The following is a 14607-nucleotide window of genomic DNA, read 5'->3' on the forward strand; positions in this document are numbered from 1 at the left end:
TCGCTTTATGCTACTATTTTTCGAGAAATTGGTTCTGTTTAACTACAGATTAAAAGGGAATCGTGTGAAAATCACGAACTGTCGCGCAACTGTAAGTAACCGAAGTCTTTATAAAAAGCCACTGTGCAAAAGCATGGGAAGGAATAAAGATGTTACAAGTCAGGAGACCTGCCTATTTCTTTAGACAAAAACTTTCGCGATTTGAAGTTGATTGATCTTATAGTCTTTTCAGGAATTTCATGTTCCTGAATAATTCTGTTGGTTCCAATATCATTTCATTTTCGCTTTAATTAATAATGAAATATGACTACAGAAGAAAGAATTCAATCATCGGAAACCAGAATTTTCAAAGCCGTTTTCCCTAATACCACCAATCATTACGATACTCTTTTCGGAGGAACAGCCATGCAATTGATGGATGAAGTTGCCTTTATTACCGCAACAAGATTTGCAAGAAAACGCGTGGTAACCGTAAGCAGTGATAAAATCGATTTTAAAAAACCTATTCCTGCAGGAACAATTGTAGAATTAATCGGAAAAGTTTCACACGTTGGAAAAACGAGTATGAAAGTGAATGTTGAAATCTATACCGAACAAATGTATTCTTACGAAAGGGAAAAAGCTATTGTGGGAGATTTTACTTTTGTGGCGATTGATGAGTTTAAGAAACCAATTCAAATACTATAAATAAAGAATTTCGGCGACCTTCGGTCGCCGAAATTTAACGTTAAATTCAAATGTTTTTTTTTGCAGTTTCGGCGGGCCTTTGGCCCGCCGAAACTTTTTCATTTTATTAAATTATCTAAAAATAAATTTCAAACAATCGACTCGAAATCTGTGGGAATAAAAAATTATCTCAAAACTTTTTCAGAATCCAAACTTAGGTTAAGCAAGGTCTGGAAAGCCTCTCCCATTTCGTCAGAAGCTCTGCTGATTGCATTTTCAAGCATATTTCTTATTTGAAGTTCTGTTACTTTTGCTTCCGTCCAGCTTTTTCCGGAGGTGTAAGAATTAAGAATGAAAGGCATAATTCTGTCGATGGCACAAGCAAAAATGGCATCGGGAGTTTGTTCTTCTTCAAATTCAAGCCAAAGATTAAAAAATTCTGAACGGATAGGCTCGTCTAAAATTCCGAAAATATTCTGAGCAGATTGTTTTTCTCTTTCAAATTTCCCAACCATCGCTGCTTCGTCAAAAAGAAAAGTATCACCCGCTTCAATTTCCACCAAATCATGAATTGACAGCATTCTGATCACTCTCAACAAATCGATATCGGCTCTGTTTTTGGCGTAAGGAAAAAGAATTTGGGCTAAAATGATAATCTGCCACGAATGTTCGGCAGTATTTTCTCTTCTGGAATCATCTGCATTGTAATTTCGTCTCTGCACATTTTTTAATGCGTCTACTGCGAGGATAAAATCAATTTCTTTCTGTATTTTCATTTTCTTCTTTAAAATATCGTTCTCTAGGATAGATTGTTGTTTTTGCAAACCACTTGTAATCTATAAATTCTCTCTTTACGGTTGTCACTTTTTTAGAATCTCTCTTGTCTTCTTCAAATTCTAATACTTTTAATAGTCCTCTCTCGGGAACCAATAAATATTCTGAGGTAAGATTCCAGCAACATCCATTTTTTTGATAAGCAATAATTCGTTGACGTTCTGGATCTGTTTTAAACATTCCAGAATTTGAACGCACAAGATTTGTCAATTCATCATTCAGCACAAACTGCTGTTTAAAATTATCATTCAAATATACTTCATAAAAAGGACTTTGATGATTGGTATTTCCGTTTCTAATGGCAAGATCTTCCGCTCCATCAAAATTAAAATCACCAAAAACAACCGAATTTTTCAACGAATCAAAAACAGGTTTTTGGTTTTCATTTAAATCTAAATAAAAATCACTTGAAGAGAAACTTTGATATTTCTTCATTGTATTCTTATCGTAAAGATCAACTGTTGCTTTCCCACTACATTTCCTTTCAGTACACGTCTCTATGTTGACAACAACATTAAAACTTTTGGAAACATTGGCTAACTCAAAATAATTTTGCGCACTACAAAGTCCTCCTAAAGAACGAATGTCATTAGAAATTTCTTGTAATTCATGGTTTGTAGTTTTTATAATTCTTCGAATTAAAACCCGAAAAATCTATAACAAATATAAAAATTTAAGCTCAAATATTCAGTTTATTTCTAATATTTAATAATAGTACAAAATCATAAATAAAAAATTATCTACCTGATTTTCAGTTATTTAAACTTATTTTAAAAATAATTTCACTACTTTGTATTGCATATTACCATTTTAATTATATATCTTTGTAATGTAAAATCGGAATAGGTTCAACTAGCTAGGAACCGAAAACTGAAAATTATATAACTAATTAACAAAACCTATTAAAGATGAATACCGAAAATACCAAAGCGCAAATGCGAAAAGGGATTCTGGAATTCTGTATTTTAAGCCTTATCAACAATCGCGAAATGTATGTTTCTGATTTAATAGATGAGCTGAAAAAAGGAAAACTGGATGTAGTGGAAGGAACCCTCTACCCTCTTTTAACAAGATTGAAAAATGGAGAATTTCTTTCCTACAGATGGGAAGAATCTACAGGAGGACCTCCCAGAAAATATTACCAAATTACAGAAAAAGGCAAAACGTTTTTATCTGAACTTCAAATCACCTGGAAAGAATTAACAGATTCTGTAAACCAAATCACTCAAAAACTTTAAAAACAAAAGCTATGAACAAGACACTCTCAATAGGACTCGCAGGTTTTTCTTTCACTATAGAAGAACACGCATACATAAAGCTTAGCGATTATCTGAATGCTCTGAGAAGCTCTTTGGATATTTCTGAAGCTGATGAGGTAATTCACGATATAGAAATCAGAATGGTTGAAATCTTCAGAGATTCTTTAGGAAAACGCGAAGTAATCAACGACGGTGATGTAGAAAGAGTAATTGCACAGATTGGTACTCCTGAAAAAATAGAAGAACAAGAAGAAGCATATTATTCTGAGAAAAATACAAAATCGAATAAGAATAATTCTACAGGAACAACTTACACAGACAAAAGACAATTGTTCCGTGATCCTGAGAAACAAAAAATTGCAGGGGTTTGCGCAGGTTTAGCAGCATATTCCGGAATGGAAATTTCTTGGATGAGATTAATCTGGGTGGGTGCATTTTTATTCTTATGGGTTGCACCGGGATCATCTTTCCTTGTAATCATTCTATACTTTATTCTTTGGGCAGTTTTACCAAAAGCAGAATCTGCATCCGATTTTCTTAAGATGAAGGGTAAGCCTTTAAATTTTGATAATCTAAAAGAAGAATCAAGCAAAATTGTACAGTTTGCCAACGAAACAAGTACAAGAGCTGGTGAAATTTTCACCGAAAACAAACCATATATCAATAACGCAGGAAGCGGAGTTTGGAATGTTTTAAAATATATTATCGGTGCATTCTTCGCTTTGATGGCAGTAGGAAGTATTATAGGAGTATTTGTGGTATTCGGACTTTTTGGAATTGATTCAAATTTTCCGGGAGCTAATGAAATGAAATTCTATTTCGATGACGATGGACTGTATAGTGTTTTAGCAGCAATTATTATTGTAGGATCTTTAATTCCGGCTATTCTATTCAGTTTATTGAGTATTAAAATCTTCTCGCCAAAAACTAAGTTGAGAAATATCGGTTGGGTTTTAGGAGCATTATTTATCTCTTTAATGGGTTTAGGCGCTTACTTCGGAGTAAGTATGGCAAAAAGGGATATGTTGTTTAAAGGTCATAAAGAAGATGTGGAAGAAGTTGCCATCAATACAACTTCAGATACCATCTATGTTGATATGAAAAACGTAACGATTCCTCAGAATTTTACAGCATACGACGACGATCTTTATTCTGATAAAAACTCTGTATTCGAAAAAGACTGGATTCACGTAGATGTTACAAGAAAAACAGATATCAAGACTCCTTATTTAATCATAAAGAAAGAAGCAAAAGGTTATAATTATCCTTTAAACGTAAGCGTTCCTGTAGAAATTGTAGATAATAAAGTGATTCTTCCAAACTACATAAAATATCCTTATGATCACCGTTTCAGAGATTACAGCATCGATTATGAGTTGGTAATTCCTCAAAACACCATTGTAATTCCTGTGAAAAAAGATCAGATTAATTTTGATGGTGACACCGATGGAAACGGAATCAACGATAATGATGAATCTGATGATAACGAAAACGGAAATATCAGCATTGAAAAAAACAAAATCTCTATCAACGGTTCTACCATAGAATACAGTTCGAATGATAAAGACAGTGTAATTATCAATGGAGTAAAAGTTTCTGAGAAAGATGCAAAGAAGAAAATTGATTCTATCAAAAACATCATCAAGCAAAACGAAAACGAAATAAAAAGCATTGAAATCAAAGACGGAGACAGCAAAGTTTCTATAAAAACCAAATAATTCAAACCTCAGAGAGTGACGGAAGGTGTGGACGTAAGACAACCGTTTGAAATTCACACTCTTCTACTCTCAGAAACAGACAAATATTTTTCAAAAAAAAGTATTTTATGTCATAAAAAAGTTTTATATTCGTATATTCAAATTCCATAAAAAACAAACACAAAAAAATTTAAGCCATGGTACAAGTAGTTTTAGAAATTGCAGTGAAAATCGCAGATTTAATTAGCAGTTTGTTTTAAGAGCGACAATATTTCAATATATTTGTAAAGTATAACCAAAATTTGGTTATACTTTTTTGTTTTAAATATAAAATACATGAAAAAACTGATAGGTAGTTTAATGCTAAAAATTCTGGGTTGGAAAGTAGTTCTGCAGGGCGATGTCAACAATCTTGATCGTTGTGTTCTCGTTGTAGCACCGCACACTCACAATATGGAATATCTATTAGGAAATTTAGCCTATTGGAAATTAGGAAAAAAACTTAAAATCATCATTAAAGATGCTCATACTAAAGCTTGGTACGGTGCAGTAGTAAGAGGTTTAGGCGGAATCGGTATCGACCGAAGCCAAAAGAACGATCTTATTAATTTCGTGGCGAATGAGTTTAAAAAAGAAGATTTCAGCTTGGTAATTACACCGGAAGGAACAAGAAGCTGGGTTCCGAAATGGAGAAAAGGCTTTTACCACATGGCTTTAGCAGCAAAAGTTCCTATTGTTTTGGCAGCCGGTGATTTTAAAAGAAACATTGTTTATTTGGGCTACCAAATTCCTTACGAAAGATTGGAAACGGCAAGTTTTGCTGAAGTAATGAAGGAAATTCAGGATTATTATATTAAAAACGATATCGGTCCAAAAATTCCGGCCAACTGGAATCCTGATATTATGGGAAACGATGCTGAAGTTATGAGTTAGGAGTTAGGAGTTAGGAGTTAGGAGTTAGGAGTTAGGAGTTAGGAGTTAGGAGTTAGGAGTTAGGAGTTAGGAGCAAAATTACTTTTTACTTTTTACTTTTTACTTTTTACTTTTTACTTAAAAAAATTACCAATTACTTATTACACATAAAAATATGTACATTAAAGATAAAACGAAAGAAGAGATATTAGAATTCATCAACAACTGGGGTGAAGAAACTTTTGCGAAAACGATTGGTATTCATTTTATCGATATTGATATTGAAAACGAAACGCTGACTGCAACAATGCCTGTTACACCAAACATCCATCAACCTTTTGGGATTATGCATGGTGGTGCAAGTTGTGTTTTAGCTGAAACAATGGGTTCTAGCCTTTCTAATATTTTCATCGACGGAAGCAAATATTTTGGTGTAGGAACCAACATCAATTCCAATCACTTAAGAAGTAAAAAAGACGGAATTGTGACCGCAGTAGCACGGTTTATCAGAAAAGGAAAAACAATGCATGTTTCCGAAATTGAAATTCGTGACGAAAAAGGTCAATTGATTAATCATACAACGATGACGAACAATATTATCAACCGATGAGAAATTTATTTTAAATAAAATTTAAAGGCTCAAATTTTTGAGTCTTTTTTATTATGTTACAACAAAATTTTTAGATTTTCATTTATTATGTAATTGAAAAACATAAATTTACACATTATGAAAAAACATTTAATTATTCTGTTATATTCCGTATTATTCATTGTAACTTCATGTCGTAATGATGATGAAAACGTTGAGAATAAAAATCAAATTAACTTTCAATTGATTGGAAAAGGAAATTTGATAGGAAATTACGTTAATCCTCAAAACACCATTATTACAAACTCTATACAATGGAATAATTTTCTTAATCAAATAGACAGCACAACTTATCAAACTTCTGCTAGTTTTATCACAACTTATATTGATTTTAACGAATTTATAGTTATCGTTGTAGTAGATGAAACCTATCCAAGCGGTGGACACTCAATCGAGATTACGAAAATGGAAGAATACCCTAAGTATATTACTATCAATGTAGAAAAATCGTTAAAGGGAAACGTCACATCTTTTATCACTCAGCCTTATCATATTGTGAAAATTCCTAAAACCGCTAAATCTTTAATATTTAATTAAAGCATCCTGCAACCTTTTTATTTTTTTTCATCTTATATAAAGAAACCCTTAAATTTATACATCATGAAAAAACATTTACTTATTTTACTATGTTCCATCTTTTTTATGACGATTTCTTGTAGTGATAATCAAGATAATGATGAACAATTGGAGAGCAAAAACCAAATTAATTTTCAGTTAATTGGAAAAGGAAACTTTGTGGGAAATTATGCAGCTCAACAAAATACGGTGATTACAACCTCTACGCAATGGAGTAATTTTTTAAATCAAATAGACAGCCCAAACAATCACCCTTCGGCAGGTTTTACAGAAACCAATATCGATTTTAATCAGTTTATGGTTATCATCGTTATTGATGCAGTTTATCCAAATGGTGGACATTCCGTTGATATAATGACCGTTGATGAAAATCCGCAAAATATTGAGATTGATGTTGAAAAATTACTTCAGGGAAACGTAACAACAGTTGTCACCCAACCTTATCACATCGTGAAAATACCTAAAATTTCAAAACCTGTAATATTTAATTAAAACTTACTGCAACCTTTTTACATTTCCACATCTTTAAAGAAAAGAATGACCATGAGAAACTTAATTTTACCTTTTATTTTATTGTTGACCTTTGTGTTTTCTTGCCGGGAAAATGATATTGATGAAGAGCTTGAGAAAAAAACTGCCTCATATGATGTATATGTAGGAGGAACAGAAAATTTGCAAGTAAGCTATTGGAAAAACAATCAAAAAACCATTTTACAAGGAGGTAATAATTTAAATGGAATACAGATAGATGTAGATAATAATGATATTTATGTTTTAGCTGTAAATATTGATTTTATAAGTAATATTCCAGCTTGGTATTTTTGGAAAAATGGAAATAAGTATGATGTAGCTCAATATCTCAATGTATTGCCAAATACAACTTTGCAAATGGATAATTTACGTTTAATACCGAAAATGATTGTTAATAGCGGAGATATTTACTTTGCTGGAACTGTAAAAATAATTAATCCTACATCTGGTCTGAGTACTTATCAACTATGTTATTGGAAGAATGGAGTAAAAACTATTATTTCAAGTCAAAATGAAGAAATGATAGGTGGTTTTGAAATTTATAATAATGACATTTACATAACTACACGTAAAAATTATGATCCTACCACTTTTTCATGGGATTTAGTTCATTATAAAAATGGTGTACAGTTAACCTCCACAAATACTACCCATCAAATACCTAAAGGTTATTATAAAACATCTTCCGGCATATTTTTATTAGAAGAAAATATCCAAAACAATATCCAGTCATACAAAAATGTACATACTAATACTGTTATAAATTTACCAACGAACATCACTCAAGGACCAATTAATTCGATTTATTGGAACGAAAACGAACACTTTTACATAGGCTCCGACTTTTATTATAAAAATAATACTTTAGTTCAGATAAATGATCCAAACGGCTTTAATAGGATAGGTCATTTACTGACTAAAGATCAAAATATTTATATGACTAGAATTAAAGATTCTGCAGTAAAATTCTATATAAACAATGTAGAAACTATGATGATTACCGATATTTCAAAGGGCTGTTTTAATTCAATTTGTGTAGTACAGAACTAAAAATGTCAAAAACAAATCTCAACTGGCAAAAGATCTACCTCGACCATTCCCCAAAACTTTTGGGGATTTGTCGCAGATATATTACAGATATTCAGAATGCGGAAGATATTGTGCAGGACAGTTTTATAATGGCTATTCAGAAAAATCATCAGTTAAAAGATGAAAAAGCAATTTTCGGTTGGCTGAAAAAAATTGTTGTCAATAACGCATTGCAATTTATCCGAAAAACCAGTAAAGATACCTCTATCACCACCGAACCATCAGAAATCCCAGATAATACATTGACTGAAATGACAACATCTGCAATCGACGAAAAAACACACATTCTAGCATACGATTTTACGAGAGAAGAGCTGTTGAAATCTATCGACAGTCTGCCTTCTCACCATAAATCGGTTTTTAATTTATATTATATCGAAAACTATTCTCATGCAGAAATTTCAAGTTTGCTGGAAATTCCGGTTAACACTTCAAAATCTCATTTGATGAGAGCTAAAAAATCGGTGCAAAACTATTTAATGACACATTTCGTCAACCATGAAACTCCGAAAAATAAAACAGCACAGATTTTAGTTTTTCTTGGATTTGGTGGCTTGTTGTGGGCTCAGAATTTTCAAAGTAAATTTTTGGATTTTACCATTTCACCATCAAAAAATTTCGAAATTCCGTCTGATATCGATTCGAATACAATTTTGTTTTCTTCAACCGAAAATTTCTGGAAACAAAAAGCAATTATCGGAACAACTTTCTTCATTATTATCGTTGGGTTTATTTTGTTTTTTAATCCTAAAAATTCTTTAATAAAAACATTTAATCCAAATATTTCAAGTTCTAAACCAATAGAAAATATTACCACAACCGACCAAATCAAATTAAATACTGACAATAAATTACCTATAAATGAAGGTTTAGAAAATGTAAAAACAATTCAAAACTCAGTTTTAGAAAACAATAAAGATTTAAAATCAGAAAATCATTCTATTAAAACGAAAAACGTAGTATCTTCAAAACCTATAACACAAAAAGATTCTGATGAAACCGTTTCTCACAAAGTGATTGTGGTGAAAAAAATCATTCAGAGAGACACTGTATTTATAGAAAGATAAAACTAAACAACCATGCTTTTAAGAAAAATAATTTTACTTTTTTCTGTTATATTTTTTACTTCCGCATTCGCTCAACGTAAAAAAACAGATACCATTTATGTTTATGAAAAAGTGATTGTGTATGACACTATTTATCTTGAAAAATCAGTAAAATTAAAACCTGCAAATCTTATGTTTTCTTCTTTGGAAATCGAGGAAGAAGAAATTAAAGAAATCAATAGAAATTTCGATAAACAACAACTTGAAGAACAAATAAAAAAACTTAGAACGAAAAGCTTTCAATACGGAATTCAGGCAGGAATTGGTTTCAAAAAAGCAAGCTGGGCAGAAATGCTGTCAGAAAAAAACCAGCAGTTCGGGCAAAATTTTGGAATATGGATTTCTAAAAGTATTATTAATCCTAATTTTTCATTAATGCTTTCCGCAAATGTTCATCACTGGAATTCTACGTTTGATCTCGATACCAATAAAGAAGAAACTTATCTTGACGGTTTTTATTTCTCCGAAGACAATCAACCACTACTCTTTCAAAGATTTAACAATAAACATTTTGAATATGTTTTGCAGTTAAAAGCAATCTACGAATGGAAAAACCTGCGACCTTTTGTTGGATTTTTAGCCAATAAAAACAATTACAAAATGCAGTTTTTGGTTCCGGAAAATAATGTTCTGAATAAATTGGATGACTTTAAAAGTAATCAAGTCAATTTCGGGTTTTCTTTAGGTCTACAATATCGAATATTCAGCCGCTTTTTGATTGATGTGGAATATCAACATTATAAAATCAAGAATCTTTCTTTAAAAAACTCTTCATTTGATTTTGACATTTTTAAGACTAATAATACCTTTGCTGAAAGAAAAATCAGTTTAGGAATTTCTTATTTTATTTCTAGGTAATGGTTTTCTGAAAGATTCAACATTATGATCTATTTCAAATTTCCTTTTGACGAGAAACTCTATTCTACAGACGAAAATTCTAACATAAATTCAATCAATTTCCATTCTTTTAATAACATTAAGAAAATTGATATTGCCGGAAAAGTTATCGAAAAAGACCTTTCGGAATTTGAAAATTTAAAGATTAGCTCAACAATTTTACCCGAAGATGAAACTCAGTTTATTGCAGAAACTCAAGAAGAATATTTGCAAAAACTGGAAGAAGTAATTGAAATTATCAAAGAAAATAATCTTCCGAAACTGGTACTTTCAAGAAGAAAAATTTTCAATGATTTTACTGAAATAGATTTAAAAGAAAGTTTCAACAATCTTTGCAGAAATTATCCTAATGCATTCAAATATCTTTTTTTCGATGGTGAAACCTCATGGATGGGAGCTTTTTCTGAAGTTCTAGGAAAATTCAACAAATCGACTCATGAGTTTGAAACAATGAGCATTGCAGGAACAATCCCTGTGTCTGAAGAATGGACCGAAAAAGAGATTGAAGAGCAGAAACCTGTTTCGTCATACATCAGAAATATTTTGGCAAAATTTGTCACTCTGAGCGAAGTCAAAGAGTCGGAAACTTACGATCATATTTCGGGAAATATTAAGCATCTAAAAACTGATTTTAAAATAAAAATAAATCCTGAAGATTTAGATTCTATTATTCAGGAACTTCATCCCACTCCTGCAGTTTGCGGAATTCCTAAAGATTTTTGCAGAGAAGTTATCGAAAAGGTTGAAAAATTCCCACGAGAATTGTACGCTGGTTATATTAAAATTGAGACGGAAGATTACATTCAGTATTTCGTGAATTTACGCTGCGCAAGATTATATAAAAGTTCAATTCATCTCTTTGTTGGAGGCGGAATTACCGCTCAAAGCAACCCCGAAAAAGAATGGAATGAAACTGAACTTAAGTCTGAAGCCGTTTTGAAAAATCTGGTTATAATACATTCATAAAAATAAAATATTTAAACCAACAAAAAAACCTCTTTCAAAACGAAAGAGGTTTTATATTTTATGTACAAAGAATTACTTCTTTGCGCCTATTTTACTCCAAGTATTCAGGATGAAAAGTAAACCAACACCCAACAATCCGCAAGCGATTGAAATTAAAAATTTAACATTATCCTCAGATGTAATATCTGAATTCCAGTCGATTGCATACGTATTGATAGCGATGATTACGACAAATACGATTAAAAATACTTTATAAAACTTCTGCATGATCTAAAAATTTATATAATTCTGCACCAGCTGCGCAAAATTTGCGGTAAATAATTTAATTGAAATTGCCAGTAGAATAATACCGAAAACTTTCTGAAGAATTGCCAAAGACGCCTCTCCCATTTTCTTCTCAATCCACTTCGCAGATTTCAGCACCAAATATACGAAAATTGTATTGAGAATGATCCCACAAATAATGTTAATATCATGAAACTCTGCTCTTAAAGACAAAGTAGTCGTCAAAGTTCCTGCTCCTGCAACCAAAGGAAATGCAATCGGAACAATCGAGGCCGATTTTGCTTCGGTTGTTTTGTTGATTTCAATTCCCAAAATCATTTCAAGCGCAATGATAAAAATTACAAAAGCACCTGCAATGGCAAATGAATTAACGTCTACGCCAATAAATTTTAAGATCTTATTTCCTACAAAAAGAAAGACAATCATAATCAATCCGGCAGTAATTGATGCTCTTCCTGCTTCAATCTGTCCGAATTTCTGTTGCAGGCTTACCACAATCGGAACTGAGCCGATGATGTCGATGACCGCAAAAAGTACCATAAAACTGGTAATTACTTCTTTAAAAGAGAAACTGTTGAAAACCTCCATTTCTTACGATTATTAATTTCGCAAAAATATAAATAAAAAATGATTATTTACTAATAAGAGAATATAATTTAACAATATCTTTTAACAGTTCGTTTAAAGAATCTTCTGAAGTGATTGGAGAATACTTCTCAATTTGAACTTTTTGCAATAATTCCTGATAGCTTTCGGCAACAGAACTTCCATTCTGTCTTTCCAGAAATACTTTAAAATCTTCCTTAGAGCTTTGGAAATACTGGCTTCTTACATCAGCATCCATTTCTTCAAAGGTTTCAAAAAACTTAGGATAATCTCCGGAAACTTTCAGATTTTCAAGGTAAGCGAAATAGTCATTGATATCGGTTTTTAAACTTTCTCTTATCTCTTTTTCTGTTTCAGCAACAGATCCTAAAGGTTTTGGACTTGGCTTTTCCTTAATTATATTTTGTTTTTTTTGCCAATATTTAAACACCATATAAGCGATAAACAAGCCAATTAATATAGCGATATTCACGAAAAGTACATTCCAGTTGAATTTACTTTTTTCTTTTACTTTAAATGACGTGGTTTTCAAAACCGGACTATCAACTGTTTCAAGCAAAGTATTGGTATAGTCATTTACTTTTTCCACTGTTGATCTTGCTTCTAAAACCTGATCATGTGAAAAAGCAGTTAAGCCTAATTTTTCCTGTCCAAGATTTACATATTCTTTTTCCGCAGGATTGAAAAAAGCAAAAGCTTCAGTTTTCACAACCAGTTCACCTGCCTTTTTAGGAATTAAAATATATTTAGCTAAAATTTCCCCTTTCATACCTGTAAGACCAGGATTTACATGAGAAGTAATCTTTGGTGCAAAGATTTCATAATCGGGAGATTCTTCAATTTTCGGAAGACTCATATCTGCAAGATTTCCTTCTCCTGAAACTTTTACAGTAACATTTACAGGTTTTTTGGCTTCAATTTTTTCTTTTGGTGAACAGTAAATATCCACTTTAAATTTACCTACTGCATCTTTAAAAGATTCCGGTGAACCTTCAGGAAGTTTTTTTACATTAAGCCTTACTTTATTGGAAGCTATTTTATTTTTAGTCGAAAAAGTATTTACCGAAGCAGACACCGATGGAACTTCTACGTAACCGGATTCGTTAGGAAATACCATAAAAACAGCCAAAACCTGCGATGCCATATTGGCGTAACCGGAAGGATCAATCTCTGATCTTTTTAAACTGACTGCATGTACATTGATATTTTCCTGCTGTGGAAGTCGTACATTCTTTACTTTTCGAAGATTGTCGATATTTCTTGAGTAAACACGTAGGATAGCAATGGTAGGCTGATCCTGATAAACTTCACGATCCTCAATTTCCATATTCAGATAAACATCGTTAGCAATATTGGCTATTGGTTTTTTCTCAATATCTTTTATGAAAATATCAAAAGGTTCGGTTTTATAAATTTTGTTGTTAACATTTACCAGGACTGAACCAATTCTTACTTTTCCTTTTTGTTTAGGCTCAAGAGCGATTCGGGTAATGTACTGATCGATTGCTGTATTGGTTTCGGCATCATTAACAATCTGATTGAATGATCCGCTACCGATCATATTAAACTTCGATAAATCCGGAAGCATGATTTTACTTTTCTGCTCCAGATTATTTCCATTCAGTTCTAAAACAATGGTAAGATTTACGATTTCTCTACCGTTGTAATCTGTTTTATCAGATTTCATCGACAGTTGTACCTGTCCGTAAGAAATTACAGATATAAGGGTAAATATTGCGTAAATAAATTTTTGTTTCATCACCAATCTTTCTCGTTGCTTTGCGGCTTTGAATAAGATTTTTCGTCTAAAATTCTTTTGGCAGTTTTTCTTTCTCTGCCATTAATACTGTCCAGGATTGCTTTTTCAAGCTCTTTGGGAAGTTTGCCTTCGCCACCTTTCCCTTTGGGTTTATTATCCTCACCTTTATTTTGTTGAGGACCGTTGCCCTGCTCCTGTTTTTGATTTTTAGAATCTCCTTTCTCTCCTTTGTTTTTATCTTGTCCGCCTCCGTTTTTACCGGAGCCTTGGTCTTTCTTGCTGCTATTCCTTTCTTTTTCCTTCTGCTTCAGCTTAGCAATCTCGTAATTTTTTCTTGTCGCCTCGTTATAAGGATCCTGTTTCAGAGATTGTTTGTAATAATCAGCGGCTTTATCCGGCTGATTCATCTGCATCATTGTATTTCCCAAATTGTGAAGCGTTGCCGCTTTATCCGGTAAAGTCTGAGAAAGTTTTTCAGCTTTTGCATACTCCTCTTTCGCATCCTGATACAGTTTTCTTTTATACAAAGCGTTTCCTAAATTGTAATGTGCTGTAAAATCACCTGAATTTGATTTTATAGCTTCCATATACTTTGAAGAAGCGCCATCATAGTCATTAGCATTAAATTTTTGATTGCCTTCAAAGACCAAAGTCTTATAACTTTCCTGCCCAAATACTGCACCTGAGAACGAAAAAGCAAATATTAACGCTAAAAATACAATTTTAGTATTCATCTCTTGCAAAATTATCCCTTTATATGTTAAGAAACAGTGTC

The 14607-nt window shown here is 32.1% G+C and carries 17 protein-coding genes and 1 riboswitch; of the genes, 11 read left to right on the top strand and 6 right to left on the bottom strand.

Annotation, left to right across the window (positions count from 1 at the left end; translation table 11 throughout):
* Positions 1–12: 12 nt before the first annotated feature.
* Positions 13–190, top strand: a riboswitch (cobalamin riboswitch).
* A gap of 113 nt (positions 191–303) precedes the next feature.
* Positions 304–687: an acyl-CoA thioesterase gene (locus BUR17_RS08190; RefSeq protein WP_074229813.1), complete on the top strand. Its 384-nt coding sequence runs from the start codon at positions 304–306 to the stop codon at positions 685–687.
* 164 nt (positions 688–851) lie between these two features.
* On the opposite strand, the gene BUR17_RS08195 is transcribed toward BUR17_RS08190, so the two are convergent.
* On the bottom strand, positions 852–1442 hold the full coding sequence (locus tag BUR17_RS08195; RefSeq protein ID WP_074229814.1) for an HD domain-containing protein: 591 nt from the start codon (positions 1440–1442) through the stop codon (positions 852–854).
* Entirely contained in the window at positions 1420–1935 is a 516-nt protein-coding gene (locus BUR17_RS08200) for an XAC2610-related protein (protein ID WP_074229815.1), read from the bottom strand. The genes BUR17_RS08195 and BUR17_RS08200 overlap by 23 nt, the downstream gene beginning before the upstream one ends.
* Positions 1936–2408: 473 nt before the next feature.
* On the opposite strand from BUR17_RS08200, the gene BUR17_RS08205 reads away from it, so the two are divergent.
* The 10 genes from BUR17_RS08205 (at position 2409) to BUR17_RS08250 (ending at position 11182) form a co-directional block, all read left to right on the top strand.
* Positions 2409–2738 (top strand): PadR family transcriptional regulator, encoded by a 330-nt coding sequence (locus tag BUR17_RS08205; protein WP_066681456.1) that lies wholly within the window; start codon positions 2409–2411, stop codon positions 2736–2738.
* A gap of 11 nt (positions 2739–2749) precedes the next feature.
* Complete coding sequence (locus tag BUR17_RS08210) at positions 2750–4477, top strand: PspC domain-containing protein (protein WP_074229816.1); 1728 nt, start codon at positions 2750–2752, stop codon at positions 4475–4477.
* 315 nt (positions 4478–4792) lie between these two features.
* Positions 4793–5389, top strand: coding sequence for a 1-acyl-sn-glycerol-3-phosphate acyltransferase (locus BUR17_RS08215; RefSeq protein WP_074229817.1), 597 nt, complete (start codon positions 4793–4795; stop codon positions 5387–5389).
* A 160-nt stretch (positions 5390–5549) separates the two neighbouring features.
* Entirely contained in the window at positions 5550–5978 is a 429-nt protein-coding gene (locus BUR17_RS08220; protein ID WP_079464287.1) for a PaaI family thioesterase, read from the top strand.
* A gap of 117 nt (positions 5979–6095) precedes the next feature.
* Positions 6096–6554, top strand: coding sequence for a protease complex subunit PrcB family protein (locus BUR17_RS08225; RefSeq protein ID WP_074229819.1), 459 nt, complete (start codon positions 6096–6098; stop codon positions 6552–6554).
* A gap of 63 nt (positions 6555–6617) precedes the next feature.
* Positions 6618–7085 carry a protease complex subunit PrcB family protein gene (locus BUR17_RS08230; protein WP_143747544.1) on the top strand — a complete coding sequence of 156 codons (468 nt, stop codon included), beginning with the start codon at positions 6618–6620 and terminating at the stop codon, positions 7083–7085.
* A 51-nt stretch (positions 7086–7136) separates the two neighbouring features.
* On the top strand, positions 7137–8174 hold the full coding sequence (locus BUR17_RS08235; protein WP_143747545.1) for a hypothetical protein: 1038 nt from the start codon (positions 7137–7139) through the stop codon (positions 8172–8174).
* A 2-nt stretch (positions 8175–8176) separates the two neighbouring features.
* Positions 8177–9280: an RNA polymerase sigma factor gene (locus BUR17_RS08240; RefSeq protein ID WP_074229822.1), complete on the top strand. Its 1104-nt coding sequence runs from the start codon at positions 8177–8179 to the stop codon at positions 9278–9280.
* A 12-nt stretch (positions 9281–9292) separates the two neighbouring features.
* The gene (locus BUR17_RS08245) at positions 9293–10177 is read left to right on the top strand and encodes an outer membrane beta-barrel protein (RefSeq protein ID WP_074229823.1); all 885 of its coding nucleotides are present in this window, start codon (positions 9293–9295) and stop codon (positions 10175–10177) included.
* A gap of 24 nt (positions 10178–10201) precedes the next feature.
* Positions 10202–11182, top strand: coding sequence for a chorismate-binding protein (locus tag BUR17_RS08250; protein WP_074229824.1), 981 nt, complete (start codon positions 10202–10204; stop codon positions 11180–11182).
* A 72-nt stretch (positions 11183–11254) separates the two neighbouring features.
* Here BUR17_RS08250 and BUR17_RS08255 read toward each other — a convergent pair whose 3' ends face one another.
* From BUR17_RS08255 to BUR17_RS08270, 4 genes are read right to left on the bottom strand one after another with little or no spacing between them, the layout of a single operon-like run.
* On the bottom strand, positions 11255–11449 hold the full coding sequence (locus BUR17_RS08255) for a hypothetical protein (protein WP_066681436.1): 195 nt from the start codon (positions 11447–11449) through the stop codon (positions 11255–11257).
* A gap of 3 nt (positions 11450–11452) precedes the next feature.
* Positions 11453–12055: a MarC family protein gene (locus BUR17_RS08260; RefSeq protein WP_074229825.1), complete on the bottom strand. Its 603-nt coding sequence runs from the start codon at positions 12053–12055 to the stop codon at positions 11453–11455.
* A gap of 43 nt (positions 12056–12098) precedes the next feature.
* On the bottom strand, positions 12099–13832 hold the full coding sequence (locus tag BUR17_RS08265; RefSeq protein ID WP_074229826.1) for a BatD family protein: 1734 nt from the start codon (positions 13830–13832) through the stop codon (positions 12099–12101).
* Positions 13832–14566, bottom strand: a complete 735-nt coding sequence (locus BUR17_RS08270) for a tetratricopeptide repeat protein (protein ID WP_074229827.1) — start codon at positions 14564–14566, stop codon at positions 13832–13834. Before BUR17_RS08270 ends, BUR17_RS08265 begins: the two co-directional genes overlap by 1 nt.
* Positions 14567–14607 lie beyond the last annotated feature (41 nt).

Source organism: Chryseobacterium scophthalmum (assembly GCF_900143185.1).
Classification (GTDB): domain Bacteria; phylum Bacteroidota; class Bacteroidia; order Flavobacteriales; family Weeksellaceae; genus Chryseobacterium; species Chryseobacterium scophthalmum.

Bases quoted from the DNA above. Each gene is read 5' to 3' on its own strand.
- BUR17_RS08190 (WP_074229813.1), top strand. From the start codon at position 304: ATGACTACAGAAGAAAGAATTCAATCATCGGAAACCAGAATTTTCAAA.
- BUR17_RS08195 (WP_074229814.1), bottom strand. From the start codon at position 1,442: ATGAAAATACAGAAAGAAATTGATTTTATCCTCGCAGTAGACGCATTA.
- BUR17_RS08200 (WP_074229815.1), bottom strand. From the start codon at position 1,935: ATGAAGAAATATCAAAGTTTCTCTTCAAGTGATTTTTATTTAGATTTA.
- BUR17_RS08205 (WP_066681456.1), top strand. From the start codon at position 2,409: ATGAATACCGAAAATACCAAAGCGCAAATGCGAAAAGGGATTCTGGAA.
- BUR17_RS08210 (WP_074229816.1), top strand. From the start codon at position 2,750: ATGAACAAGACACTCTCAATAGGACTCGCAGGTTTTTCTTTCACTATA.
- BUR17_RS08215 (WP_074229817.1), top strand. From the start codon at position 4,793: ATGAAAAAACTGATAGGTAGTTTAATGCTAAAAATTCTGGGTTGGAAA.
- BUR17_RS08225 (WP_074229819.1), top strand. From the start codon at position 6,096: ATGAAAAAACATTTAATTATTCTGTTATATTCCGTATTATTCATTGTA.
- BUR17_RS08230 (WP_143747544.1), top strand. From the start codon at position 6,618: ATGAAAAAACATTTACTTATTTTACTATGTTCCATCTTTTTTATGACG.
- BUR17_RS08235 (WP_143747545.1), top strand. From the start codon at position 7,137: ATGAGAAACTTAATTTTACCTTTTATTTTATTGTTGACCTTTGTGTTT.
- BUR17_RS08240 (WP_074229822.1), top strand. From the start codon at position 8,177: ATGTCAAAAACAAATCTCAACTGGCAAAAGATCTACCTCGACCATTCC.
- BUR17_RS08245 (WP_074229823.1), top strand. From the start codon at position 9,293: ATGCTTTTAAGAAAAATAATTTTACTTTTTTCTGTTATATTTTTTACT.
- BUR17_RS08250 (WP_074229824.1), top strand. From the start codon at position 10,202: ATGATCTATTTCAAATTTCCTTTTGACGAGAAACTCTATTCTACAGAC.
- BUR17_RS08255 (WP_066681436.1), bottom strand. From the start codon at position 11,449: ATGCAGAAGTTTTATAAAGTATTTTTAATCGTATTTGTCGTAATCATC.
- BUR17_RS08260 (WP_074229825.1), bottom strand. From the start codon at position 12,055: ATGGAGGTTTTCAACAGTTTCTCTTTTAAAGAAGTAATTACCAGTTTT.
- BUR17_RS08265 (WP_074229826.1), bottom strand. From the start codon at position 13,832: ATGAAACAAAAATTTATTTACGCAATATTTACCCTTATATCTGTAATT.
- BUR17_RS08270 (WP_074229827.1), bottom strand. From the start codon at position 14,566: ATGAATACTAAAATTGTATTTTTAGCGTTAATATTTGCTTTTTCGTTC.